Here is a 25,513-nt window from a genome sequence, read left to right on the forward strand (position 1 = left end):
TTTGGAGCGATGTGTAAGGCTTATCAATCTTTGACTAGCGACGTCAATGGAGCAGGGGTATGGCGAGGTCAGGCGTAGAATAAGCGGAGTGTATTAATTTTGACCGGCATAATTAGTGAATAATTCTACCAAAAACAATTCACGCAATGTAAAAACATTGTTAAATGGCGTAAATGGCGCTGAATTAAAAATTGATGAACTTATTAGTTAACGTGCTGTCCGTTTATATCTTATTTTGATTTATCGGCCTTAATAAGAATAAAACACTAACTTCATGAGGGTTGAACCTGACCGCTCCCATGGGGATAACAGTTAAAGTCGTCGAGATGATATCGTTTTCCTTCAATTTCACCCCCAAAACAAAAGCATTACCAATCAACAAGTTAAAAACATTTAAAGCTCAAGCAAACAGCTGTTTATATTTTTTAAAATAATGTTGAGCAGTAGCGTTTTGTTTTGATTTTCACTTTTCAGATAAAAAACGTCATTTTTCGGTGCTTTTGGTCTCAGCGGGTCATTTGTCCCAGTTTTCCATTTCCTTGTACTTGATTTTTGTTGCAGAGCTTTTACAGTGGCCAAGCGGATTGTCTGCTGTTTGGCAACCAATCCAGCGCGTAATGCCAGGAAGGACAGGCCCGTCACCGGATTTGACTGGCCGCAAAAAAGAACAACAAGGACGAGGTTCCACCATGCTGTCGTATTTCCTACGCCGGATGCTTTTGATCATCCCGACGTTTCTCGGTATCACCCTGCTCGTCTTCACCATCACCCGTTTCGTGCCGGGCGGTCCGGTCGAACGCATGCTGCTGCAAGCCCAGGTTTCCCAGAATGAATCTGGCCGCTCCAGCGGCAGCAAGGGGGCGCAGGCCCTCTCCGATGAACAGATCGAGGAGCTCAAGGCCTTCTATGGCCTCGACAAACCGATGCTGGTCGCCTACTGGGAGTGGCTGCAGAAGCTGGCGGTGCTGGATCTGGGCGAATCGACCCGCTACTACGAACCGGTGTGGGATCTCATCAAGGAGCGGCTCCCCGTTACCGCCTTCTTCGGGCTGGCAACCTTTCTGCTGAGCTATGCGGTCTCCATTCCGCTCGGGGTGGCGAAGGCGCTCAGGCACAACAGCCGCTTCGACTCGTTGAGCTCCATGCTTATCTACATGGCCTATGCCCTGCCCGCCTATGTGGTGGGGATCTTCCTCATCACCGTCTTCGCCTTCCATCTGGAGTGGCTGCCGATGGGCGGTTTTCCGGGAGACGACTTTGAGTACATGGAGAGCAGCTGGGATCAAATCCGCACTGTCTTTGCCCACGCCCTGCTGCCGCTTATCGCCTACGCCATCGGCGATTTCGCCATCCTCACCATGACCATGAAAAACAGCCTGATGGAGAACCTGTCGGCCGATTATGTGCGTACCGCCGTGGCCAAGGGACTGCCGTTTCGCAAGGCGGTCACCGACCACGCGATGCGCAACAGCCTGATCCCCATCGCCAGTCACCTGGGGTCTGTGCTCACTGTTTTTTTTGGCGGCTCTTTCCTCATCGAGACCATCTTCAACATCGACGGCATCGGCCTGCTCGGTTACGAGGCGATCGTCGAGCGGGATTACCCCACCGTCATGGGCATTCTGGCCATCACCTCCATGCTGATGCTGATTGGCAATATCGTCTCCGATATCTGCGTTGCCCTGGTTGATCCCCGCGTGCGGTTTGGAGATTGACCATGAACCAGACCTCTATTGCCATGCCGATGCTGATATCACGCCATATCGTCTCCGATATCTGCGTTGCACCTTCTGTTGACCCCCGCGTGCGGTTTGGAGACTGACCATGAAGCTCAATCCGGTTACCTTGAAAAAACTCAAGCGCTTCAAGTCGATCAAGCGCGGTTACTACTCCTTCATCATCTTCACCACCCTGGTGCTGCTCTCCCTGCTGGCGGAGCTGCTGGTCAACAGCCGGGCACTGATGGTGAGCTATCAGGGCCAGCTGCACTTCCCCACCTATGGCGATGTGATCCCCGGTCAGCAGTTCGGGCTCGATTACGAGTACGAAACCAACTACCGCCAGCTCAAGGCCAAGTTTGCCGCAGAGGGCCAGGGCGACTGGGTACTGCTGCCGCCGGTGCCCTGGAACCCCTACGAGCAGGATTTCAAGGAGGATGCCTACCCGCCTTACGCCCCCAGCGCGGCCGAGCGCCACTTCCTCGGCACCGACACCAGCGGCCGCGACGTGCTGGCGCGGCTGGTTTACGGCTTTCGCATTGCCATCGGCTTTGCCTTTATCGCGCTGGCGGCCAGTTACGCCATCGGGGTAACAATCGGCTGTCTCATGGGCTTTCTCGGCGGCCGCTTCGACCTCATCCTGCAACGCTTTATCGAGATCTGGTCCCAGGTGCCATTTCTCTACGTCATCATGATCCTGGTGTCGCTGGCCAAGCCCAACTTCGGCCTGTTTGTCGCCATCAACGTGCTGTTCGGCTGGATGGGGATCACCTGGTATATGCGCACCCTCACCTACAAGGAGCGGGCACGGGACTATGTGATGGCGGCGCGGGCGCAAGGGGCGACCACCGGGCGGATCATCTTCAACCACATCCTGCCCAACACCCTGATGATGATCGTCACCCTGGCGCCGTTCGCCGTGGTGGGCAATATCTCCACCCTGACGGCGCTCGACTATCTGGGCTTCGGGCTGGCTCCGCCGACCCCGAGCTGGGGGGAGCTGCTCTCCCAGGGCATCAACAATCTGGATGCCATCTGGATCGTCAGCTCAGTGGTGGCAGCGGTGAGTCTGGTGCTGATCATGGTCTCCTTTATCGGCGAGGCAATCCGCGAGGCGTTTGATCCGCGCAAATTTACCCGTTACCAATGAGCCAGCCGATGCCAGCGCATCGGCTGGCGCCGGGTAACGAACAGTGATGAATGAAGGACGGGCCACCGCCATCGGCGGTCCCGGGAGCAAGGGATAATCCCGTTATCAATCAAGACCCCCAGTGCAGGGGCCAGACCTGGAAGTCAAACATGAAAAATAAAATCAAATGGATAGGTGCTCTTTTTGTGCTGGTAAACGGATCCTGGGTCTGGGCGGCCAGCCTGCCCGCGGATCTCAAATGGGAGACCAACGACACGGATCCGGTGTTCGCCTCCCCCAAGGCACTACCGGGCGGCAGCCTCAATATGTTTGTGGAGAGCTTTCCGCTGACGTTTCGCACCGTGGGGCCTGACTCCAACGGATCGTTCCGCTCCTTTATTCTCGATAACCAGTTGCGGCTCATCAGCTTCCACCCCAATACCGGCAACCCCATCCCCTCGCTCGCGACCCACTGGGCCATCGCGCCAGACAGCCAGACCGTCTACTTCAAGCTGGATCCGCGAGCCAAATGGTCAGATGGCAAGCCGGTCAATGCTGACGACTACACCTTCGGCTACGAGATGATGCGCTCCAAACACATCAAGGGGCCCTGGTTCAACAACTACTACACCACTGAAGTGGTCGCGGTAGAGAAGATCGATGATCACACCATTATGGTCAAAGCGGGCAACCGCAAGGCCAAGATGGACCTGCTCAACACTACCGAGCTGTGGCCCCAGCCCAAGCACTACTACAAGCTGACCCCCAACTGGGTGAAGCAATACAACTGGGCCGTGGTGCCCACCACAGGTCCCTACGTGATCAGCGACGTCAAGAAGGGCAAGTCGGTTACCTTCAGCAAGCAGAAGGATTGGTGGGCAAAGGATGATCGCTACAACCAGCACAGATTCAACATCGACACCATCAAGGTGCAGGTGATCCGCGACCATAACATCGCCTTCCGCCACTTCCTGAAAGGGGAGATCGATACCTTCGAGATGATCCTGCCCAACTGGTGGCATGAAAAAGCGGTCACCCCGGAGTACAAAAAAGGCTACGTGCAGAAGGTAATGGCCATGACCGATACCAAACAGGGCGGTCAGGGGGTTCACCTCAATGTGGCCAACCCCAAGCTGGCGGACGTAAACGTACGCCTCGGCATCCAGCACGCCTTCAACATCGACAAGATGATCGAGACCGTGCTGCGCGGCGACTATGACAGAGCCACCACCTTCGACTCGGGCTTTGGCGAGTTCACTGACATCACGCTGCCGGAGCGGGCTTATGACATTGGCAAGGCGCGGGAGTACTTTGCCAAGGGCGGCTACAACAAGCCGGGGCCGGACGGCATCCTGCAAAATGAGAAGGGGGAGCGGCTGACGCTGGCACTCACCTACACCAGTCAGGAGCACTCCAAGCGCCTGACCGTGCTGAAAGAGGAGGCCAAGAAGGCGGGTCTCGATCTGGAGCTTAACCTAGTGGATGGCGCCACCGGCTTCAAGGTGATGCTGGAGAAGAAACACGAAGCGGCCTGGCTCGGTTGGGGCGGCGGCGGTCTCTATCCGCAATATTGGGAGTTTTTCCACTCCGCCAACGCCAACAAACCGCAGACCAACAACCTGTTCAACGTGGCTGACAAGGAGCTGGACGCGCTGATCGATGCCTACAACGTCGAATTCGACATGGCCAAACGGGCCAAGCTCTCCCAGCAGATCCAGCAGCGCATCTATGACCTCGCCATCTTCGTGCCCGGGGTGCAGCTCAACTATGTGCGGGCCAGCAGCTGGCGTTATGTGATGCTGCCGGAGGTGCCTGCCACCAAGAACACGCCGGATCTGCTCTACTGGCCGATGGACGGTTATCCTCACAGTAGTGGCGGTCTGCTCTGGCTCGATCCCAAGGTGAAGGAAGAGACCCGCAACGCCAAGGAGGCAGGGGAGGCGCTGGCGCCCATCAACCTGCTCGACAAGACCTATGCACGTCATTGATATTCAGGCCATTGCGAAGGGAGCAGCCGTTATGCCCAACACTCAGGCCCCCATTCTTGACGTACCGGATAACGGGGGGGAGTTCGCCGTTGATAACGGCCAGCACCAGGCCCCAATCCTCGAAGTACGCGATCTCGAGGTGGAGTTCGCCGTCGATGACGGCAAGATCAAGGTGCTCGACGGGGTCAGCTTCAAGGTGGCCCCGGGTCAGACGCTGGGGATCGTCGGCGAGTCCGGCTGTGGCAAGAGTGTCACTTCACTCGCCATCATGGGGCTCTTGCCCAAACCCCACGGTCAGGTGGTAGCAGGCTCCATCCGCTTTCAGGGGGAGGAGCTGCTGTCGCTTGCGCCGGATCAGATGTACAAGGTGCGCGGCAACCGCATCTCGATGATCTTTCAGGAGCCGATGACGGCCCTCAACCCGGTGCAGACGGTCGGTGAGCAGCTGATGGAGGTGTTTCGCCTCCATCGCCCCGAGTATGACAAGGCCCAGCGCAAAGCCGCGGCCATTGCCATGCTGCAGAAGGTGGGGATCCCGGAACCGGCCCAGCGCTTTGCGGTCTATCCCCACAACCTCTCCGGCGGTATGCGCCAGCGGGTGATGATCGCCATGGCGCTCTCCTGCGAGCCTTCCTTGCTTATCTGCGATGAGCCGACCACGGCGCTGGATGTCACCATTCAGGCCCAGATACTCGAACTGATGAAAGAGCTGCAGGCCCAGACCGGGATGGCCATCATCTTTATCACCCACGATCTGGGGGTGGTTGCAGAGCTGTGCGACGAGGTGGTGGTGATGTATGCCGGGCGGGCGGTAGAGCAGGCCGATGTGTTCGAACTGTTTGACCATCCCCGTCATCCCTATACCCACGGCTTGATGAGCTCGATCCCGCGCCTCGAGGATGAGCCCAAGAGCCTGCTCAAGACCATCAAGGGACAGGTGCCAGCCCTGCACGAGATGCCCGCTGGCTGCCGCTTCTCCAACCGCTGCCCCCATGCGACCGATCTCTGCATCAGCGCCATTCCGGCGGTGGAGCAACGCAATCCGCGCCACCATGTCGCCTGTCACTACTGGAAGGAGTTGACCCCATGAGCACTCTGTTATCGGTCAGGGATCTAAAACAGCATTTCCGGCTGGGAGGCGGTTTCCTGCGCAAGCAATATACGGTTCATGCGGTGGATGGCATCAGCTTCGATCTCAAGCAGGGGGAGACGCTGGGGCTGGTGGGTGAGTCGGGCTGCGGCAAGTCCACCCTCGGGCGCAGCCTGCTCAAGCTGTTCGAGCCGACCGCGGGCACCATCACCTTCGAGGGGCGCGATATCACCGCCCTCAGCCCGAAGGAGATGCGCTCCCTGCGCCAGGAGATGCAGATGGTGTTTCAGGATCCTGCAGAATCCCTCAACTGCCGCCACACCGTGGGTCAGATCCTGGAGGAGCCCTTTATCATCCACGGTAAAGGCAACACTGAGCAGCGCCGCGGCTGGGTGCAGGAGTTGCTGGCGAAAGTGGGCCTGCCGGGCAGCGCGGTGGATCGCTACCCCCACGAGTTTTCCGGCGGTCAGCGCCAGCGGATCGGCATCGCCCGCGCCATCGCCCTCAAGCCCAAGCTGCTGGTGTGCGACGAGGCAGTCTCGGCCCTCGATGTCTCGGTGCAGTCGCAGATCGTCAACCTGCTGCTCAGCCTGCAGCGGGAGATGAACCTCTCCATCATCTTCATCGCCCACGATCTGTCGGTGGTCAAACACATCTCGGATCGCATCGCGGTGATGTATCTGGGACGGATCGTCGAACTGGCGGATGCCCAGTCGCTCTATCTGGCGCCGCGCCACCCTTACACCCAGGCGCTGATCTCTGCCATTCCGGTACCGGACCCGCGCAGGCGCAGCCAGCGCATTCTGCTGACCGGCGATGTGCCCTCCCCCATCTCGCCGCCAAGCGGCTGCCACTTCCACCAGCGCTGCCCCCATGCGACCGAGTTGTGCAAAAGCAAGGCGCCCAAGCTTGAGGCGTGTGATGATGCCCATCATCAGGTGGCCTGCCACACCCCGCTCGCCGTCGGTGGTCACGCTATCAGCGGCAGCGCCATCAGTGGCAACGCCATGAGCGGCGACAGCAGGCTGGAGCAGGCAAGCTAGGCGCAGCGAACAAACCCCAGGGTAGAAACAGACGAGGCGGCCATCAGGCCGCCTCGTACTATCGGGTCACTCTTGTCTTATCGAGCCACTGCCGCAGCTTGTCAGGCAATCTGGTAACGGCCCGGCTTGTGGTTGAGTGTCAACACCAGATTACAGATAACCGCCGCCACGATGGAGAGCGCCAGGATCCAGGGCTGCACCACGAAAAACGAGGCAACAACAATGGCGCAATCGAGCCCCATCTGCAGCTTGCCCGCCCGGATGCCAAAGCGATCCTGAATAAAGAGCGCCAGTATGTTGAAGCCCCCCAGACTCGACTTGTGGCGAAACATGATGAGCAGCCCCATGCCGATCAGGGTGCCGCCGATCAGCGCCGCATAGAGGGGCTCTATCTTGCCGATCTGCAACACCCCGTTGAGGTGATCGGTCATGTAGGAGACTGCCGCCACCGAGACAAAGGTGTTGAAGGTAAAACGTGGCCCCATCCGCAGCCATGCCAGCGCATAGAAGGGCAGGTTTATGCCGAAGAAGAGCAGGCCGAAGCTGATGCCGGTCACCTTTTGCAGCAGCAGCGCCAGCCCGGCGGTGCCGCCAGTGAGCAGACCAACCTGATGAAACAGAAAGATGCCGAGGGAAACAAAGCCGGCCGCCGTCAGCAGGGCCAGCACATCCTCATAAATAGGATGGGCAGTGCGAATCGAGGTGTTGTCCATAACCTGTATCCAAGCGAAGTAAAGAGAGAGTGTCTGTCGCCTGCCGTTGCGGGCGGGCTGCGAGCCCTGTCCACAGGGCTTCGTTATGGGATCCAGTCTATTTTTTGTGAAAAGGATCACAACAGTCAGGCTGAACGCCCCATTCTGGTGCCTGTCATCTGACATTGACACTCGCTGCACCAAGATGCAGCATGCCGCGGTTTAAGCGCGCCATCCCCCCATTCACAGCACGAGGCACTTTTCATGAAAGTCACCATTTTTGGCACAGGCTATGTCGGGCTGGTGCAGGCCGCCGTTCTGGCCGAGGTGGGCCATCAGGTCTGCTGCGTGGATGTGGATGACGAGCGGATCGCCGCCCTCAGGCTGGGGCAGATCCCCTTCTACGAGCCGGGGCTGGCCACGCTGGTCGAGAGCCATCTTGCCTGCGGCCGCCTGAGCTTCACGGTCGATCCCGCCATTGCCGTGGCACACGCCGACCTGCTGCTGATCGCCGTGGGCACCCCGGCTGACGAGGATGGCTCGGCCGATCTGCAACATGTGCTGACGGTGGCCGACACCATAGGCCGACTGATGAGCCGCCCCAAGTTGGTGGTGACCAAGAGCACAGTACCGGTCGGCACAACGCAGCAAGTAAGGGAACACATTGAGCTACAGTTGGCCGAACGTGGGCTGACTCTCGCCTGCGAGGTGGCGGCCAACCCCGAGTTTCTCAAGGAGGGAGCGGCGGTCAACGACTGCATGCGGCCGGATCGCATCATCATCGGCTGTGACAGTGAGCGGGCACTTGAGCAGTTGCGCGCCCTCTACGCCCCCTTCAACCGCAATCACGACCGGATCGTGGTGATGGATCTGCGCAGCGCCGAGCTCACCAAGTACGCCGCCAACGCCATGCTGGCCACCAAGATCTCCTTTATGAACGAGATGGCAGCCCTCGCCGAGCAGCTGGGGGCCGATATCGAGGCGGTGCGTCAGGGGATGGGAGCCGATCCCCGCATCGGTTACCACTTTATCTACCCGGGCTGCGGCTACGGCGGCTCCTGCTTCCCCAAAGATATCAAGTCTTTGCGCCATACCGCGGCGAGTGTCGGCTGCGACGCCCCGCTTTTAGCGGCGGTCGCGCAGGTCAACCTGCGCCAGCAACAGAAGATGGCGCAAACCCTGCAGACCCGCTTTGGCCCGGATCTGCGCGGCCGCACCTTCGCCCTGTGGGGGCTGGCGTTCAAACCCGGCACCGACGATATGCGCGATGCGCCGAGCCGCCCGCTGCTGGCAGCCATCTGGGCTGCCGGTGGCCGGGTGCAGGCCTTTGATCCCAAGGCGATGGGGCGTGCCCGCCAGATCTACGGCCAGCGGCCGGATCTGCTGCTCTGCCCCACTCAGGAATCTGCGCTGGAAGGGGCTGATGCCCTGCTCATCTGCACCGAGTGGCAGGCGTTTCGCGCCCCCGATTTCCAGCAGTTGAAAGCCTTGCTCAACCAGCACGTTATCATCGATGGCCGCAACCTCTATGACCCGCGCCAGCTCAGCGAACTCGGGTTTGACTATCACGCCATCGGGCGGCCACATCTTCCCGCCAAAAAGCAGCCTGCCAACACCAGCTGCAACCCGGAGACTCAACCATGATCTATCTGGTTACCGGCGTCGCCGGTTTTATCGGTTTTCATGTGGCCAGCAAGCTGTGCGCCGCAGGCCATCGGGTGGTGGGGATCGACAACCTCAACGACTACTACGAGGTGAGTCTGAAAGAGGCGCGGCTTGCCCAACTTGCCAGTTTCCCCAATTTTCGCTTCGAGCGGCTTGATCTGGCAGATCGCGAGGCGATGGCGACCCTGTTTGCCAGCCACGGTTTCGAGCGGGTGCTCCATCTGGGGGCGCAAGCGGGGGTGCGCTACTCCATCGACAATCCGTTCGCCTATGCCGACAGCAACCTCACCGGCATGCTGACGGTGCTGGAGGGGTGTCGTCACCACGGGATTCAGCACCTCATCTACGCCTCCTCCAGCTCGGTCTATGGCATGGGGGATCAGATGCCCTACTCCACCGCGCAGCAGGTGGATCACCCGGTCTCCCTCTACGCTGCGACCAAAAAGAGCGGCGAGCTGATGGCCCACGCCTATTCGGCGCTCTATGGCCTGCCCACCACAGGGCTGCGCTTCTTTACCGTCTACGGCCCCTGGGGTCGGCCCGACATGGCCATCATCAAGTTCACCCGCGCCATCCTCGCGGGTGAGCCTATCGACGTGTACAACCACGGCAATCTCAGCCGCGACTTCACCTTTATCGACGATATAGTCGCGGGGATCCTCGCCGTGGCCGACCAGCCGCCCCGCCCCAATTCCGATTGGCACGCCAGCGAGCAGAGCGCGGCCGAGAGCGCAGCTCCCTACCGCATCCTCAATATCGGCAACGGCCAGCCGGTGCGGCTGCTCGATTTTATCGAGGCACTGGAAGAGGCCATCGGCAAGCCCGCCATCAAGCGGATGCTGCCGATGCAGGCAGGTGACATGCACACCACCTGGGCCGACAGCGAACCGCTACACACCCTCACCGGCCTGCGCCCCGCTACGCCCCTCAAGCAAGGTGTTGCCGAGTTTGTCCGCTGGTATCTCGACTACTACCGGCCCGCCCGCTGACGAGCGCGGTAGCCCCTCGGTCATTGATGAGTTAATCAGATACCACTGATGCCCCGCGGGTTTTAGGATGGCTGAACGCACTGTCTGCGCACCATAGCGAGGATTTGAGATGCAATCACAGGAACAGGGTCTGATCGATGGACTGTTCGACCGCCTCAAGCAAGCGCAAGCCAGGGATAGCAAGCGAGACCCACAAGCGGATCAGCTGATCCGCCAGCATCTGGCCCAGCAGCCCGATGCCCCCTACTACATGGCCCAGGCGCTGCTAATTCAGCAGGCAGCCCTTACCCGCCTCAACGATCGAGTCAAGGAGCTGGAGGCCAGCCAGAACAGTTCGAGCGGCGGCAGTTTTCTCTCCGGCCTGTTTGGTAGCGAGAGCAGCACGCCCCCGCGCTTTACGCCGCCACCGGCAACCGCGCCTGCCCAGCCCGCGTCCCGTGCCAGCTCCTTTTTAGGGGGCGCCCTGCAAACCGTAGCCGGGGTTGCCGGTGGCGTGATGCTGGCCGATATGATCGGCGGACTGTTTCACAGCAACCGGCCCGAGGAGATCATCGACATAATAGAGCCAGCGCCCATCGCCAATCCGGTCGATGCGGAACCGGTACGCTGGGACGGCTGGGATTCACCTCCCGATGTTGGCAGCAGTTTTCTCGACGACGATAACCTGAGTGGCGGCTGGGCCGACAGTGACGATAACAACGGCGGTTTCTTCTGACCGTCAAACCATTACTGGCCCCGCATCTGGCGGGGCTCAACTCGATACGAAACCCATGACTATGGAAAGTGTGATGACACCACGGATCGGCAGCGGCATGACGCGATATACTCAGCGCGCTTCGTGCCACCCGGGAACAACTCCCGACCCCAGGCGCTCTGTCCGTGGCCACGCAACACCCCCATGACGACAAGGAGCCACCTCATGATCCGAACCCTGCTTTTGACCGGTGCCGCCATTGCGGCCTATGCCCTGACCCAGAGCCACTCTCTGCTTCCCCTGCTCAGCCTGCTGGCCCTGCTTTCGCTCTGGGTTGTCAGTGAAATTGGCAGCTTCTATCGCACGCTTCCTCCCGCCGTGCTGGATGAGCAGGAGTATCACCACGACTTCTAACCGGATGAAAAATGGTGTGAAACTCTCGCAATGCCGTTAGTTCCATACCATTTTGCTCTCTGAAATCCCCCCGCTATAACAACAGGATCCACTGCTTTCATGGCGATGGCAGCCATGTTCCTCTATATCTTCTCTACTCAAGCAGGAGATAAACGATGGGGAAGATCAGCGAAAACGGACTGTTTTTGCTGCTTTTTTTGTCGTCGCTACTGGCGGGCATTCCGCAGACGGCACAGGGCAGGGATTTCAGACAAGCCCCCAGGGCAATGACGGCGCTCAGGCAGGGGCAAGCAGCCCAGCACAGCGGCAATCTGCAAAAGGCGATAGCCCTCTACTGCGTAGCCGCCAGCACCGGCAATCCCGAAGGTTATTTCCGGATCGGCCGCCTGCTCGCCACCGGCCCCACCTCGATACGCAGCGCCAAGCTGGCCAACAGCTACCTCGCCATGGCAATGCGCCTTGGTAACCGACAGGCTGCCCGCTACTACAACGCTCGCATCGGCAATGCCCCCATAGGTGATCAGTGCGGCATCGGGATCCGTGGCGGTCAGGGTGGCTATCTGGCCGGGCTCCCCTCCACCCCCTTCAATGTCGACACCTGGGTTGCCCGCCAGCCTCCTGCCAAGCAAAAGCTGGTCACCATGCTGCGCCACGCCGCCAAACACCATAAGGTGGATGCCCGGCTGGTGCTGGCGATTGCCATCGCCGAATCCAATCTCAACAGCCGTGCCGTTTCACCCAAGAATGCTCAGGGGCTGATGCAGCTGATCCCCGAAACCCAGCAGCGGTTTGGTGTCACTCACCCCTTTGATCCGGCACAGAACATCAAGGGAGGCGTCAGTTATCTCAAGTGGCTGGATCGCCGCTTCGATGGCGACTGGGTACTGATCTCGGCGGCCTACAATGCCGGGGAAAAAGCGGTGGAGCGCTATGGCGGGATCCCGCCCTATGACGAGACCCGGGAGTATGTGAAACGGGTGCTCTACTTCGCTGGCCACAAGCAGCCCTGAGCGGAAAATCAGGAGCTCGCCCGATCGGAAGGCGGCACGCGCCTCTTTCTGCGGCCACTGTGGCGGCCACGGCCCCAATAATAGAAGCCATAGTGGCGGTAGTAACCCACCAGATTGCTGACCAGAAACAGCCCCTCCATCAGCGCTGCCACCGGTGAACCCACCAGCAAGTTGTTGGCCAACCAACAGAGGGTGCCGAGCAGCATCCAGCGCCGCAGCAGGCGATCATCCTGGCAGAAGGCCGCCCGGGTTTGCAGCAGGCTCGCCAGCAGCCCGATCCATGAGAGCAGGCCCTGATAGGTCGCCAGCGCAGCCGCACAGGCCAACCCCATGAAAAACCACATCAAGATGCGGCGAACCAGCCAGATACTCACAACAAAGCGCATACTGGCTAGCAGCAACAGGCTGGCGGCCGACCACTGCCCGAGCAGGGCAAAGTGACCGGCATTGAGGGCGCAGGAGAGGGCCAGACAGGCCAGGATCCTGCGGCGATCCCGCAACTGAAACGACAACAGATCGAGCAACAAGGCCAGGCTCACCACCAGCTGCGACCACAGAAACAGCGACATCATCCACACCTCATCCGTCATTTGGATGGCGCAGCTTGAGGGGATGGTCGGAGAGCGGCATTAACCCGTGTTAATGCGCCTGCGGATCCGTGACAGAGTGACCGGACTGATACCGATATAGTTGGCGAGCTGCACCTGAGTGAGCCGCGCAGGCCAGTGAGGGAAGGTGTGGCAGAGCTCCCGATAACGCTCCTCGGGAGAGTGAAGCAGCAAAAACGCCTCCTTGCGCTCCTTGTAACCGAGCTGCAGGCGTAGCAGGGCCATGCAAACCGGCTGCCAAGCGAGCTCATCCAGCAGGGTGAGCGGCACCCGCACCACCTGCAACTCCGTCAGCGCCTCCAGCTGATAGCGGGCGATCGATCCCGTGAGCCAGCTGTCATAGAGCAGGCAGAGTTCCCCCTCGAAGTAGAACTCCTTGCAGCGCTCCTGTCCGTCCCGGGTGTAGTGGCAGGCGCGAGCGATGCCCGCTTCGATATAGAAGGCAGCTTCCTGCCCTGCCCCTTGCGCCAACAGTGCCTGACCGGCGCGCAGCGTCTGCCGTGGCAAGCGCTGGCAGAGAGCTTCACTCAGCGCGGCGTCCAATCCCATTGTGCAGAGAAAGTCGGCCAGTGAGGGGGCTTGAGGAGATGGGTTCATGACGGCTCCGGAACAAAACGGCAGCCCACATCATGCCCAAATTGCACGGCTGATGCAGCAAGGCGTGACCGCTGCGGCAAAGGGGGGACATAGCCGGGTGCCACCTTTGCCCCCCCTCGTCCGTTGGTTTACAATCGACGGGTTTTTTGGAACCCGGTTGACCTGTGTCGACCTGGCCCCACCACGACATCAGTCTGTTAATGCCAAGACATTAACCTGCTGAAAAGGAAGAGAATTAGCCAATGGCTCAATTTATTTACACCATGAACCGGGTCGGCAAGGTAGTGCCGCCCAAGCGTCATATTCTCAAGAACATCTCCTTGAGCTTCTTCCCGGGCGCCAAGATTGGCGTGCTGGGTCTGAACGGCGCCGGTAAATCGACCCTGCTGCGCATCATGGCGGGCATCGATACCGAGATCGAAGGGGAAGCCCGTCCACAGCCCGGCATCAAGATCGGCTACCTGCCGCAGGAGCCGAAGCTGGAGCCGGAGCAGACCGTACGCGAAGCGGTCGAAGAGGCCGTTGGCGAGGTGAAGCGCGCCATGGCCCGTCTGGACGAGGTCTATGCGGCCTACGCCGACCCGGATGCCGACTTTGACAAGCTGGCCCGCGAACAGGGCGAGCTGGAGGCCATCATCCAGGCCCAGGGCGGCCACAACATGGAAAACCAGCTGGAGCGTGCGGCCGATGCCCTGCGCCTGCCAGCTTGGGATGCCAAGATCAAGCACCTCTCCGGTGGTGAGCGCCGCCGTGTGGCACTCTGCCGTCTGCTGCTGGAAAAGCCGGACATGCTGCTGCTGGACGAACCGACCAACCACCTGGATGCGGAATCCGTGGCCTGGCTCGAGCGCTTCCTGCACGACTACGAAGGCACGGTCGTAGCCATCACCCACGACCGTTACTTCCTCGACAACGTGGCGGGCTGGATCCTGGAGCTGGACCGCGGCGAAGGTATCCCGTGGGAAGGCAACTACTCCTCCTGGCTGGAGCAGAAGGACGCCCGTCTGGCGCAGGAAGCAAGTTCCGAAGCTGCCCGTCGCAAGTCCATCGAGAAAGAGCTGGAGTGGGTTCGTCAAAACCCGAAAGGCCGTCAGGCCAAGTCCAAGGCCCGTATGGCTCGCTTCGAAGAGCTCAACACCAACGACTACCAGAAGCGCAACGAGACCAACGAGCTGTTCATCCCGCCCGGACCGCGCCTCGGCGACAAGGTGGTTGAAGTGGCCAACCTGCGCAAATCCTACGGTGATCGTGTACTGATCGACGATCTGTCGTTTGCCATTCCGAAGGGTGCCATCGTCGGCATCATCGGCCCGAACGGTGCCGGTAAGTCGACCCTGTTCCGCATGATGTCGGGTCAGGAACAGCCGGATTCCGGCTCCATCACCCTGGGTGAAACCGTGGTACTGGCCTCTGTCGATCAGTTCCGCGACAGCATGGATGACAAGAAGACGGTATTCGAAGAGGTCGCTGACGGTCAGGATATCCTGCGCATCGGCAACTACGAGTTCCCGAGCCGCGCCTATATCGGCCGCTTCAACTTCAAGGGTTCCGATCAGCAGAAGCGGGTTGGCGAACTCTCCGGTGGTGAGCGCGGTCGTCTGCATCTGGCCAAGCTGCTGCAGACCGGCGGCAACGTGCTGCTGCTGGATGAACCGACCAACGATCTGGATATCGAAACCCTGCGCGCCCTCGAGAACGCCCTGCTGGAGTTCCCGGGTTGTGCCATGGTCATCTCCCACGACCGCTGGTTCCTCGACCGTATCGCCACTCACATCCTCGACTATCAGGATGAGGGCAAGATCGAGTTCTTCGAAGGTAACTTTACCGAATACGAAGAGTGGAAGAAGAAGACCTACGGCGCCGAGGCGATCCAGCCGCACCGCGCTAAATATAAGCGCATCGCCAAATAAGGCTGACTGCGTGTTGAGGGGAGCTTCGGCTCCCCTTTCTCTTGCCTTTTGACTTACAATCCTAGACGGATGCCTTTGCATGGATGTAGCACGATGACGACCCCCATAGAGAAAAAACTCACCATCCAGATCCGGGTTGAACCGGGTTGCCTCGGGCCGGATGGCAAGGAGCACATAGAGACCTTCTGTGCTGCTGCCGCCAAGATTTTTGCCGCCGTGGAGCCCGAGCTGGTGAGCTGGGTGCTGATCCCCCGCTACAACAAGCAACTACCGGAGCAGGAGTTCTTTATCGAGGGGCGCAAGCTGACCGAAGAGCAGGCAAGCCTCTTTCTGCGCCGCTTCGGCCGCGAGCTGGGTGAGGTACAAGACCGGCTCGACTCGGTGCTGGCCCAGCTGGTCGAGCGCTACTTCAAGACCCTTTAAGCCCCCAATTTTCGATAAAAGGTTCTCTGCTGAGAACCTTTTTTCACGCTCAAAAAGCAAACGTTTGAATTTTTACTCTATTCATTGATCTGCTTCGCAGATCCGGGGTTTGTAAACGGCGCCGCCTGTGTAAAAATGTGCGCGCTGTCACGGTATCAGGACGAGTCTGGTTACTTAACCGCCAGAAACAGGGCAATTTACCCCGCATGGATGGGATAGCCCGTTCCCCTGCTGCTTATTTCACGTCACCTATTGGAATCCAACATGAATCAACAACACCAAGCTGCCAATCAGGCCGCCGGGCAAGGATTGCTTGAGCGCCTGTTTGCTCTGCAAGGCCATGGCACTACCGCCCGCACCGAAGTGATCGCCGGTATCACCACCTTCCTGACCATGGTCTATATCGTGTTCGTCAACCCGCAGATCCTCTCTGCTGCGGGCATGGACACCCAGGCCGTGTTCGTCACCACCTGCCTTATCGCCGGTATCGGCAGCATCCTGATGGGCCTGTTGGCCAACCTGCCGATCGCGCTGGCCCCCGCCATGGGCCTCAACGCCTTCTTCGCCTTCGTGGTGGTTGCAGGTATGGGTTACTCCTGGCAAGTGGGCATGGGCACCATCTTCTGGGGCGCCATGGGTCTGTTGATCCTCACCCTGCTGCGGGTGCGCTACTGGCTGATCGGCAACATCCCGCTCACCCTGCGGGTCGGCATCACCGCCGGTATCGGTCTGCTGATCGCCCTGCTCGGCCTGCACAACGCAGGGATCGTAGTAGCAAGCCCGGCCACCATGGTGACGGTGGGCAACCTCACCTCCCTGCCCTGCCTGCTGGGGCTGCTTGGCTTCTTTATCATCTGTATCTTCTCCGCCCGTGGCGTCCACTCTGCGGTACTGATCGCCATCGTGGTCACCACGGGTCTGGGCTGGCTGTTTGGCGATGTCACCTTCAAAGGGTTCGTCTCTATGCCCCCCAGCATAGCGCCAGTGTTCGGCCAGCTGGATCTGATGGGGTCGCTCGACATCGGCCTGGCAGGGATCATCTTCTCCTTTATGCTGGTCAACCTGTTCGACTCTTCCGGCACCCTGATCGGTGTCACCAACCGCGCCAAGCTGGCCGATGACAAGGGCCACTTCCCACGCATGAAGCAGGCACTGCTGGTCGATAGCGTGAGCTCGGTCGGCGGCGCCTTCATGGGTACCTCCTCGGTTACCGCCTTTATTGAGAGCAGCTCCGGCGTCGCCGTCGGCGGCCGTACCGGTCTGACCGCCATTGTGGTCGGCCTGCTGTTCCTGCTGGCGATCTTCTTCTCTCCGGTCGCCGCCATGGTGCCGGCCTACGCCGCAGCTGGCGCCCTTATCTATGTGGGCGTGCTGATGTGCTCCGAGCTGACCCGGGTCAAGTGGGAAGATCTGACCGAAGCGGTACCGGCCTTTATGACCGCGGTGATGATGCCGTTCAGCTTCTCCATCACCGAGGGGATCGCCGTGGGCTTCATCTCCTACTGCGTGATGAAGGCAGGTACCGGCCGCTGGCGCGAGATCAACCCTTGCGTGCTGGTGGTTGCCCTGCTGTTCGTGCTCAAGTTCGTCTGGGTCGACAGTCACTAAGCGACACTCTGTCCCAATAAAAATGCCAGTCAGCTGACTGGCATTTTTTTATCCAAAGTATTTTCGGCCTGTGCGCTGGCCATAAAAAAATCCGAAACCAGTGGTTTCGGATTTTTGCTATTCAGCATGTGGCAGAGCGGGGTTTTATCCCCTCGCCTGCCACATCGGCAGAACTTACTCGGCAGCCATGCGGGCTTCGATGTAAGCCAGTGCGCGGTCGATACGCGCCAGTACGCGCTCCTTGCCCACCAGTGCCATTACGGCGTCGATGGCAGGGGACTGACCCAGACCGGTGACGGCCACGCGCAGCGGCATACCAACCTTGCCCATACCCTGACCCAGCTCGGCAGCGGTCGCTTCAATCAGCTCGTGCAGCGCTTCAGTGGTCCAGCTATCCAGTGCTGCCAGCTTGGTCTTGGCCAGAGCCAGCGGCTCGGCAGCGACGCCACGCAGGTGCTTCTTGGCAGCTGCTTCGTCGATGGCCTCGTACTCTTCGAACAGGTAGCGGCTCTGGGCGGCCATCTCGACCAGGGTGTTGCAGCGCTCGGCCAGCAGGGTGACTACCTCGGCCAGCGCCGGGCCATTGTTGGTGTCGATCTTCTGGTTTTCCATGTGCCATGCCAGATGCTTGGCAACATAAGCCGGATCCAGGCTGCGCATGTAGTGGTTGTTCAGCCACAGCAGCTTGTCGGTGTTGAAGGCAGAGGCGGACTTGGAGATGGCATCCAGGCTGAACAGCTTGATCATCTCTTCCAGGGTGAAGATCTCCTGATCGCCGTGGGACCAGCCCAGACGTACCAGATAGTTCAGCAGCGCTTCCGGCAGGTAGCCATCATCGCGGTACTGCATCACGGAGACAGCACCGTGGCGCTTGGAGAGCTTGGCGCCGTCGTCACCCAGGATCATGGAGACGTGGGCAAACTCCGGCACCGGCGCGTTCAGCGCCTTGTAGATGTTGATCTGGCGCGGGGTATTATTGATGTGGTCTTCACCACGCACCACGTGGGTGATCTCCATATCCCAGTCATCGACCACTACGCAGAAGTTGTAGGTCGGCGCGCCGTCGGTACGGCGGATGATCAGATCGTCCAGCTCGGTGTTGGCAAACTCGATACGGCCACGGACATGGTCATCGAACACCACGGAACCTTCGGTCGGGTTGCGGAAGCGGATGACGTGCGGCGCATCGGCCGGGTGATCGTGGGCGTGGTCGCGGCACTTGCCGTCGTAACGGGGCTTCTCGCCGTTGGCCATCTGGCCTTCGCGCAGTGCTTCCAGACGCTCTTTGGAGCAGAAGCACTTGTAGGCGCGGCCATCGGCCAGCATCTCGTCGATCAGACCGTTGTAGCGATCGAAGCGCTTGGTCTGGTAGTAGGGGCCCTCATCCCAGTTCAGCTCCAGCCATTCCATGCCCTCAATGATGGCGTCGATCGCCTCCTGAGTGGAACGTTCCAGGTCGGTATCCTCAATACGCAGCACGAACTCACCGCCCTGGTTCTTTGCAAACAACCAGGAATAGAGTGCGGTACGGGCACCGCCGACATGCAAAAAGCCGGTCGGGCTGGGAGCAAAACGGGTTTTGACTTTCATCTTTAAGCCTTGTGTAGAGGGCCTTGGGCCAATTCGTTAAAAAAACCGTCGCATTTTAGCACCGACAATCACGGATGGGAAAACCATGACGCCATTGCGGGCTAAAGTAGGGGATTAAATCTGTCGCCATTTGCATCTGTAGCCCGATATTTGAAGAGGATCGCAAAACAGAAGCCCCGTTTCCGATTTGCTATGCACAATGCTGGAGAGCTGCCTCCTCCGGTCGATACCCAAATAACGCTCACCACACTTCTCACGAACAAGGAAGAGACGATGCAGTTCCGTTCTATCCAGAATCGCATTCTAGTGATGGCCGGGATCGCCATGACCGCAGCCCTGGTCATCCTGATCCTGCTCAACCAATACTCCGGCAAACAGACCCAACAACTAACCATCAGCTCCAGCCGTGAAGCGCTGCAGCAGGAGGCATGGCAAAAGGTCAGCGCCAATGCCCGCGCCGAGGCAGCCACCATCACCCAGCTGCTGCAAAAAGGGCTCTCCTACACCCAGCAGATGGCCAGCACCCTCGCCCTGCAACAGCAAGGCAAACTGCCGCTGGATCGCCAGCAGGCCACCGACCTGCTCAAGGCACAACTGGCGTTGGAGCCCCAGCTTTATGGCGCCTTCGCCGGCTTCGAGCCCAACGGTTTCGACGGTCAGGATGCCAGCTTTGCTGGCCAGAGTGCGCTGGGCAGTGATGACAAGGGGCGCTTCGTGCCCTACTTCTATCGCGACAAGGATCAAATCGGTACCGATCTGCTGCTCTCCATCGAAAAAACCGACCCGGACGAATTCGGCAATCCCGCCAACGACTACTACGCCTGCCCGAAGCGGGAAGGACGCTCTTGCCTCATCGATCCCTTCAAGGTGGATATCAACGGTCAGCAGGTGCTGGTGAGCACCATCACCACCCCCATCATGGTGAATGGTCAGTTCAAGGGGATCGCAGCGCTCGATCTGGCGGTGGACTCCATCAGCCGTCAGGCCAAGAGCCTCAACAGCAACATCTATGACGGCCAGGGCGAAACCCTGATCGTCAGCGCCGCCGGTGTCATCACCGGCACCAGCGGCGATGCCAGCCTGCTCGGCAGCAGCGCAAGTAAGGTGCTGGGCAACCAGTGGCAGCAGTACCTGAAACCGGAAGTTCAGCGTCAGGAGCTGGACGAGTCATTCCGTATTTCCGTCCCCATCATGGTACCGGGAATGAGCCGCAACTGGGCCATCATCGTCACCCTGCCCTACAAGGTGGTACTGGCGGGGGCCGATCAACTGGAGAGCCAGCTGAGCGACATGAACCAGGCAGCCATGACCCAGCAATTGGTGGGTGCCGTGATCGTACTGGTGCTGGCGCTGGCCACCATGCTGGTGATTGCCCGCAGCATCACAGGCCCCATCCGTCAGATGGTCAGCCTGGTGGATGACATCGCCGATGGTGAAGGGGATCTCACCAAACGTCTCGCAACCCGCTCGGTGGATGAGCTGGGGGATCTCGCCAAGGGGATCAACCGCTTTATCGACAAGTTGCAAGGGCTGCTCGGGGATGTGCTCAAGACTGCCAGCGAGGTGAACCGTTACGCCGGTGACACAGACCGCATTGCTGGTCAGACCGACAACAACCTGCAGCACCATCAGGCGGAGATGGAGCAGATGCTGACCGCGGTACAGGAGATGTCCTACGTCAGTCAGGAGGTCGCCACCCACGCCAACAATACCGCCGACTCGGCCAAACAGGCGCAAAGCGCAGCCGATCAGGGCAAGGAGCGCTTCCAGCAGGTGATCCAGTCGATGCACAAGGTCGCGGCAGAAGCCGGGAAAGGGGCCGAAGTGGTGGAAGGGTTGGCTCACGACAGCGCCCAGATCACCAGCATCCTCACCGTCATTCAGGGGATTGCCGACCAGACCAACCTGCTGGCCCTCAACGCCGCCATCGAGGCTGCCCGGGCTGGCGAACAGGGCCGCGGCTTTGCGGTAGTCGCCGACGAGGTGCGCAAACTGGCGGGCAATACCCAGCAGGCGGTACAGAACACCCAGGAGTTGATAGAGAAGATCCGCCTCAGCTCCACCAATGCAGTCAACGCCATCACCCAGAGCCAGCAGCTGACCCATCAGGCGGTGGGCGAGGCGGATCTGGCGGAAGAGGCGCTCGGCAGCATCTACCAGGCCATCTCCACCATCAACGACATGACCTATCAGATCGCCTCCGCCGCCGAAGAGCAGAGCTCGGTCTCAGAAACCGTCTCCGGCAACCTGTCAAAAACCAACGCACTGGCCAACGACATTGCTCAGGATGCGACCGAAACGGCCAAAGCCAGTCAGGCATTGCGTCAGGCGGCCGACAAATTGCAGCAATTATTGGGTCAATTTCGTCTCAGCTGATAATTTTCCGCTTCAGGACTCTCCCCCTCGGGGGCGAGTCCGTTTACCATAGGCGACGAATTTGCCTGATGGCAGGCAATGTAGTGAGAGGTAAATGCCGTGCCCACCCCGGACCGTCGCCCACGAGGCCATAACAGACGAGCCCAGCAGCGTCGCCAAGACGAATCACAAGGATCCCTGCTCCATCGCATCAATGCCGCGACCCTGTCCCTGCGCCAACGTTTTGGCCAAGGGATGAGCAACCTCGGCCAACGCCGCCAGGATGCCAAAGCAGGCAAATTCAAGCTGTCCAGCCCGCTGCCCCGCAAAAACACCATAGGTCTGCTGATCCTGCTCCCGCTCTGGTTGCTGGTGCTGGCCTGGGAGCCAGCGCCATCCGCCCCCAAAGCCGCCCCTTCCGGCTCGCTGGAAGTGCCGCTGGCCGTGCCTGCTCAAGCTCTAACTGTCGGCAGTGGCGCTGCAGGCAGTGCGCCCGCGGCAGCCAAGCCGGTCGAAGAGAAGGTCAACGGCACCTGGCTGCAACACGATGTGCAGGCGGGTGAGACCCTCTACTCCATCTGGCGTAAATTCGAGTTGCCGGGTGCCGAGCTGAGCCGCCTGATCGCCATCGAGGGGCCGGATCGCCCCCTGACCCGCCTGCAATCGGGCCGCTCTATCTTCATCCTGGTGGACGACACCCGCCGCATCCAGCGGGTGGAGATCCGCTCCTACGGTCAGGCGGTTTACCGCTACGACCGGCAGGGCGAAGGATTCGCCCTCAAGGAATAACAAAAACGGGAGGCGCTGGCCTCCCGTTTTTTTTTCAGTCAAATATCTTCAAATAAGCTACTGACTTCACAATATTTTTAGCTTGTTCAAAAAACGAAAGGGGTCAAATTGACAAGGATCGGCGCTAACGTACAATCGTTTGTGCTTTAGACAGGGATTGTTCTACGTGCTACTGGGACAAAGAGACGTGGTCAGTCATGAGCCAACCCCTGCTTGCAAGGCAAATGCAGCCCAGCACGGGCTTAGTTTCATTTTGTTATTGATAGGATTTAGCACATGTCTGACATTCGCACCGGCCAGGTAAAATGGTTCAACGAAACCAAGGGTTTTGGCTTTATTGAACAATCCCAGGGTCCGGACGTATTCGTTCACTTCTCCTCCATCCAGAGCACCGGTTTCAAAACCCTGGCTGAAGGTCAAAAAGTCCAGTTCACTGTGACCCAGGGCAAAAAAGGCCCTCAGGCTGAGAACGTTACTCTGGTCTAAGCCCGCGCCAGTGAATCATGCAGGAGGAGCCAAGGCCCCTCCTCTTTTTTGCCCGCAGTTCTCGCCTCCCACCACCTGTCGCAACCGCTTGCCTCGTACAATCCGCACCATGAGCCCACATCCCCTTCCTGTTGGCAGGAGCGCCTAGTAAACGCCAGATACGACAAAGCATCGCTGCGCGATGTGAAGGGCAATTCAAAGGGATTATGAAAACTTCGAAGAGAGATTGGAGCGGGAAACGAGACTCGAACTCGCGACCCCAGCCTTGGCAAGCGCGGATCATGCTCTACCAACTGAATGTGGCTGCGATTGTATGGAGAAACTGAATTCGTGAGCTTGGGGGGAAAGATAGTGAATTTGAAGAGAGATTGGAGCGGGAAACGAGACTCGAACTCGCGACCCCGACCTTGGCAAGGTCGTGCTCTACCAACTGAGCTATTCCCGCAACAGAATGTCATTTGCAAGTGATTGGAGCGGGAAACGAGACTCGAACTCGCGACCCCGACCTTGGCAAGGTCGTGCTCTACCAACTGAGCTATTCCCGCAACGGAATGTCACTTACAAATTTTTGGAGCGGGAAACGAGACTCGAACTCGCGACCCCGACCTTGGCAAGGTCGTGCTCTACCAACTGAGCTATTCCCGCAACATTAGGTTGTCTTGAGGCTGTGCTGATGATTGGAGCGGGAAACGAGACTCGAACTCGCGACCCCGACCTTGGCAAGGTCGTGCTCTACCAACTGAGCTATTCCCGCATCGGAACGTCATCAGCAAACTTTTTGGAGCGGGAAACGAGACTCGAACTCGCGACCCCGACCTTGGCAAGGTCGTGCTCTACCAACTGAGCTATTCCCGCAACTACCTTAAAACGGCCGTACAGCATTTGGTTGCTTGCGCTACTGTACGGGAGCCGAATTATAAGAGCAGACATTCCAATTGCAAGGGCTTTTTTGTCTGGTTGCGCGCGTTCGCTCAAAAGCTGGCCGAACTGTCGATTTTAGCAGCCAGAGTATGACAAACCCTTGCCGGGGAATCAGATCTTGAAGACGTGGCTGCGATAGAACTGCAGCTCGGCGATGGATTCGCGGATATCGTCCAGCGCCTGGTGGGTGCCGCTCTTCTTGAACTGATCCAGCAGTTCCGGCTGCCAGCGGCGTACCAACTCCTTGATGGTGCTGACGTCGACATTGCGGTAGTGGAAGAAGGCTTCCAGCTCGGCCATGTGCTTGACCATGAAGCGGCGATCCTGACCGATGCTGTTGCCGCACAGCGGGCTGGTGCGCTCCGGCACCCACTGGCGAATAAACGCGAGGGTCTCGGCAATGGCTTTCGCCTCGTCGTGCTGACTCTCCTTGACCCGGGCCACCAGACCGCTGTTGGTATGGGTGTTGACGTTCCAGTCGTCCATCTTGGCCAGCTCTTCATCACTCTGATGAATGGCGATAACCGGCCCTTCGGCCAGTACGTTCAGATCCTTGTCGGTGACTATGGTGGCAATCTCCAGTACCACGTTCTCTTCGGGGTCGAGACCCGTCATCTCCATGTCGATCCATACCAGGTTCTGCGCGCTGACTGTCATGATTGCTCTCTCTATTGGGAGGAATGGCGGAATTTTGCCAATTTGCATGTATCATACTGGCTTTGGATCTGTTCATAAACTGGCGAATCGAGTGGCAAAGAAAGCAAAACTCAATCTGGGTCAACAAAGGCGCGTCCAGGCCAACCGCGAACGGCGGCTGCAAAAAGATCACACCACAGTGGTGGATGACACCCTGTTTGGCCCCGCCATCGAAGGGGTGGTGATCAGCCGTTTTGGTCAGCACGCAGACGTGGAAGCGGTCGATGGCACCATCCACCGCAGCAACCTGCGGCGCAGCAGCATCAGCAGTCTGGTCTGTGGCGACAAGGTGGTGTGGCGTCCCGGCCTCAATGCCGCGACAGCGGGCGTCATCGAGGCGGTGCATCCGCGCCACTCGGTACTGACCCGGCCGGACTTCTACGACGGGGTCAAACCCATCGCCGCCAACATCGACCAGATCATCATCGTCTCGGCGGTGATGCCCGAGTTCTCCACCAACATCGTCGACCGCTACCTGGTGGCCGCCGAGGATGTGGAGATCCGCCCCCTCATCGTGCTGAACAAGGTCGATATGCTGGATGATGCCGCCAGAGCGCGCATCGAAAGCCAGCTCGAAACCTATCGCAAGCTCGGCTACGAGGTGTTGCTGGTGAGCTGTGAGAGCGGCGAAGGGCTCGATGAGCTAAAAGCCGCCCTGACCGACAAGATCAGCATCTTCGTCGGCCAGTCCGGGGTGGGCAAATCCTCGCTCACCAACGCCCTGATGCCGGGGCTGGATGTATTGACCGGCGAGATCTCCGAAAACTCGGGGCTCGGCCAGCACACCACCACCACGGCGCGGCTCTACCACTTCCCGAGCGGTGGCGATCTCATCGACTCCCCCGGGATCCGCGAGTTCGCCCTCTGGCATCTGGAAGCCGACCGCATCACCTGGTGCTTCGTCGAGTTTCGCGACTATCTGGGTGGCTGCAAGTTCCGCGACTGTACCCACAAGGACGATCCCGGCTGTGCCCTGCGCGCCGCGGTCGACGCGGGCGCTATCAGTGCCGATCGCTTCCACAACTATCACCGCATCCTGGAAACCATGCAGGAAGCCCGTCACGGTCGCCAGCAAGCGCGCCTGTGACCCTAATAAAC

22 protein-coding genes and 5 tRNA genes are annotated in these 25,513 nt (G+C 59.4%); 17 read left to right on the top strand and 10 right to left on the bottom strand.

The features are described 5' to 3' along the window. The first annotated feature begins 689 nt into the window (after nucleotides 1-689). From ACW5XC_RS15305 to ACW5XC_RS15325, 5 genes are all read left to right on the top strand, one after another. A complete protein-coding gene (locus ACW5XC_RS15305; RefSeq protein ID WP_031227629.1) occupies nucleotides 690-1,715 on the top strand; it encodes an ABC transporter permease subunit in 1,026 nt (341 codons plus the stop codon). 109 nt (nucleotides 1,716-1,824) lie between these two features. After that, on the top strand, nucleotides 1,825-2,868 hold the full coding sequence (locus ACW5XC_RS15310) for an ABC transporter permease (protein WP_013724081.1): 1,044 nt from the start codon (nucleotides 1,825-1,827) through the stop codon (nucleotides 2,866-2,868). A 149-nt stretch (nucleotides 2,869-3,017) separates the two neighbouring features. Next, nucleotides 3,018-4,835 carry an extracellular solute-binding protein gene (locus tag ACW5XC_RS15315; RefSeq protein ID WP_042054924.1) on the top strand — a complete coding sequence of 606 codons (1,818 nt, stop codon included), beginning with the start codon at nucleotides 3,018-3,020 and terminating at the stop codon, nucleotides 4,833-4,835. A gap of 31 nt (nucleotides 4,836-4,866) precedes the next feature. Next, nucleotides 4,867-5,925, top strand: a complete 1,059-nt coding sequence (locus tag ACW5XC_RS15320; protein ID WP_042054923.1) for an ABC transporter ATP-binding protein — start codon at nucleotides 4,867-4,869, stop codon at nucleotides 5,923-5,925. Continuing rightward, nucleotides 5,922-6,968 (top strand): ABC transporter ATP-binding protein, encoded by a 1,047-nt coding sequence (locus tag ACW5XC_RS15325; RefSeq protein WP_042054922.1) that lies wholly within the window; start codon nucleotides 5,922-5,924, stop codon nucleotides 6,966-6,968. The genes ACW5XC_RS15320 and ACW5XC_RS15325 overlap by 4 nt, the downstream gene beginning before the upstream one ends. A gap of 101 nt (nucleotides 6,969-7,069) precedes the next feature. On the opposite strand, the gene ACW5XC_RS15330 is transcribed toward ACW5XC_RS15325, so the two are convergent. After that, nucleotides 7,070-7,681: a YitT family protein gene (locus ACW5XC_RS15330; protein ID WP_005349421.1), complete on the bottom strand. Its 612-nt coding sequence runs from the start codon at nucleotides 7,679-7,681 to the stop codon at nucleotides 7,070-7,072. Nucleotides 7,682-7,924: 243 nt separating this feature from the next. Between ACW5XC_RS15330 and ACW5XC_RS15335 the strand changes: the two genes are divergently transcribed. From ACW5XC_RS15335 to ACW5XC_RS15355, 5 genes are all read left to right on the top strand, one after another. After that, a complete protein-coding gene (locus ACW5XC_RS15335; RefSeq protein ID WP_042054919.1) occupies nucleotides 7,925-9,304 on the top strand; it encodes a UDP-glucose dehydrogenase family protein in 1,380 nt (459 codons plus the stop codon). Then, on the top strand, nucleotides 9,301-10,314 hold the full coding sequence (locus ACW5XC_RS15340; protein ID WP_042054918.1) for an NAD-dependent epimerase: 1,014 nt from the start codon (nucleotides 9,301-9,303) through the stop codon (nucleotides 10,312-10,314). The genes ACW5XC_RS15335 and ACW5XC_RS15340 overlap by 4 nt, the downstream gene beginning before the upstream one ends. 109 nt (nucleotides 10,315-10,423) lie before the next feature. Continuing rightward, on the top strand, nucleotides 10,424-11,029 hold the full coding sequence (locus ACW5XC_RS15345; protein ID WP_042054917.1) for a DUF2076 domain-containing protein: 606 nt from the start codon (nucleotides 10,424-10,426) through the stop codon (nucleotides 11,027-11,029). A gap of 204 nt (nucleotides 11,030-11,233) precedes the next feature. Next, on the top strand, nucleotides 11,234-11,422 hold the full coding sequence (locus ACW5XC_RS15350; RefSeq protein ID WP_042054915.1) for a hypothetical protein: 189 nt from the start codon (nucleotides 11,234-11,236) through the stop codon (nucleotides 11,420-11,422). Between the two features lie 155 nt (nucleotides 11,423-11,577). After that, nucleotides 11,578-12,432 carry a lytic transglycosylase domain-containing protein gene (locus ACW5XC_RS15355; RefSeq protein ID WP_042054914.1) on the top strand — a complete coding sequence of 285 codons (855 nt, stop codon included), beginning with the start codon at nucleotides 11,578-11,580 and terminating at the stop codon, nucleotides 12,430-12,432. An 8-nt stretch (nucleotides 12,433-12,440) separates the two neighbouring features. On the opposite strand, the gene ACW5XC_RS15360 is transcribed toward ACW5XC_RS15355, so the two are convergent. Then, nucleotides 12,441-13,004, bottom strand: a complete 564-nt coding sequence (locus ACW5XC_RS15360; RefSeq protein ID WP_042054913.1) for a YgjV family protein — start codon at nucleotides 13,002-13,004, stop codon at nucleotides 12,441-12,443. A 57-nt stretch (nucleotides 13,005-13,061) separates the two neighbouring features. Continuing rightward, entirely contained in the window at nucleotides 13,062-13,637 is a 576-nt protein-coding gene (locus ACW5XC_RS15365) for a Crp/Fnr family transcriptional regulator (RefSeq protein ID WP_042054911.1), read from the bottom strand. A gap of 242 nt (nucleotides 13,638-13,879) precedes the next feature. On the opposite strand from ACW5XC_RS15365, the gene ettA reads away from it, so the two are divergent. The 3 genes from ettA to ACW5XC_RS15380 all read left to right on the top strand — a co-directional run bounded on the left by ettA (nucleotide 13,880) and on the right by ACW5XC_RS15380 (nucleotide 17,578). Next, complete coding sequence (gene ettA, locus ACW5XC_RS15370) at nucleotides 13,880-15,547, top strand: energy-dependent translational throttle protein EttA (RefSeq protein ID WP_042054910.1); 1,668 nt, start codon at nucleotides 13,880-13,882, stop codon at nucleotides 15,545-15,547. Nucleotides 15,548-15,640: 93 nt separating this feature from the next. Next, nucleotides 15,641-15,970: a hypothetical protein gene (locus tag ACW5XC_RS15375; RefSeq protein ID WP_042054909.1), complete on the top strand. Its 330-nt coding sequence runs from the start codon at nucleotides 15,641-15,643 to the stop codon at nucleotides 15,968-15,970. A gap of 264 nt (nucleotides 15,971-16,234) precedes the next feature. Then, complete coding sequence (locus ACW5XC_RS15380; RefSeq protein WP_042054907.1) at nucleotides 16,235-17,578, top strand: NCS2 family permease; 1,344 nt, start codon at nucleotides 16,235-16,237, stop codon at nucleotides 17,576-17,578. A 174-nt stretch (nucleotides 17,579-17,752) separates the two neighbouring features. Here the strand turns inward: ACW5XC_RS15380 and gltX are convergent, their stop codons facing one another. Further along, nucleotides 17,753-19,168, bottom strand: a complete 1,416-nt coding sequence (gene gltX, locus ACW5XC_RS15385) for a glutamate--tRNA ligase (RefSeq protein WP_042054905.1) — start codon at nucleotides 19,166-19,168, stop codon at nucleotides 17,753-17,755. Nucleotides 19,169-19,441: 273 nt separating this feature from the next. Here gltX and ACW5XC_RS15390 point away from each other — a divergent pair, with 273 nt between their 5' ends. The 3 genes from ACW5XC_RS15390 to ACW5XC_RS15400 all read left to right on the top strand — a co-directional run bounded on the left by ACW5XC_RS15390 (nucleotide 19,442) and on the right by ACW5XC_RS15400 (nucleotide 22,798). After that, nucleotides 19,442-21,544, top strand: a complete 2,103-nt coding sequence (locus tag ACW5XC_RS15390) for a methyl-accepting chemotaxis protein (protein WP_042054904.1) — start codon at nucleotides 19,442-19,444, stop codon at nucleotides 21,542-21,544. A gap of 99 nt (nucleotides 21,545-21,643) precedes the next feature. Then, complete coding sequence (locus tag ACW5XC_RS15395; RefSeq protein ID WP_042054903.1) at nucleotides 21,644-22,312, top strand: LysM-like peptidoglycan-binding domain-containing protein; 669 nt, start codon at nucleotides 21,644-21,646, stop codon at nucleotides 22,310-22,312. Between the two features lie 276 nt (nucleotides 22,313-22,588). After that, nucleotides 22,589-22,798, top strand: coding sequence for a cold-shock protein (locus tag ACW5XC_RS15400; RefSeq protein ID WP_005338972.1), 210 nt, complete (start codon nucleotides 22,589-22,591; stop codon nucleotides 22,796-22,798). A gap of 369 nt (nucleotides 22,799-23,167) precedes the next feature. On the opposite strand, the gene ACW5XC_RS15405 is transcribed toward ACW5XC_RS15400, so the two are convergent. The 6 genes from ACW5XC_RS15405 to orn all read right to left on the bottom strand — a co-directional run bounded on the left by ACW5XC_RS15405 (nucleotide 23,168) and on the right by orn (nucleotide 24,376). Next, nucleotides 23,168-23,243: transfer RNA gene (locus ACW5XC_RS15405), tRNA-Gly, on the bottom strand. Nucleotides 23,244-23,267: 24 nt separating this feature from the next. Continuing rightward, a tRNA-Gly gene (locus ACW5XC_RS15410) sits at nucleotides 23,268-23,343 on the bottom strand. A gap of 24 nt (nucleotides 23,344-23,367) precedes the next feature. Beyond that, nucleotides 23,368-23,443, bottom strand: a tRNA-Gly gene (locus ACW5XC_RS15415). Nucleotides 23,444-23,476: 33 nt separating this feature from the next. Further along, nucleotides 23,477-23,552: transfer RNA gene (locus ACW5XC_RS15420), tRNA-Gly, on the bottom strand. 25 nt (nucleotides 23,553-23,577) lie between these two features. Continuing rightward, nucleotides 23,578-23,653: transfer RNA gene (locus tag ACW5XC_RS15425), tRNA-Gly, on the bottom strand. A gap of 177 nt (nucleotides 23,654-23,830) precedes the next feature. After that, entirely contained in the window at nucleotides 23,831-24,376 is a 546-nt protein-coding gene (orn, locus tag ACW5XC_RS15430) for an oligoribonuclease (protein WP_042054902.1), read from the bottom strand. A 91-nt stretch (nucleotides 24,377-24,467) separates the two neighbouring features. Here orn and rsgA point away from each other — a divergent pair, with 91 nt between their 5' ends. Further along, the gene (gene rsgA, locus ACW5XC_RS15435) at nucleotides 24,468-25,502 is read left to right on the top strand and encodes a small ribosomal subunit biogenesis GTPase RsgA (protein WP_042054948.1); all 1,035 of its coding nucleotides are present in this window, start codon (nucleotides 24,468-24,470) and stop codon (nucleotides 25,500-25,502) included. The last annotated feature ends 11 nt before the right edge of the window (nucleotides 25,503-25,513 follow it).

The organism is Aeromonas sp. 25-AL00135, from assembly GCF_054052385.1.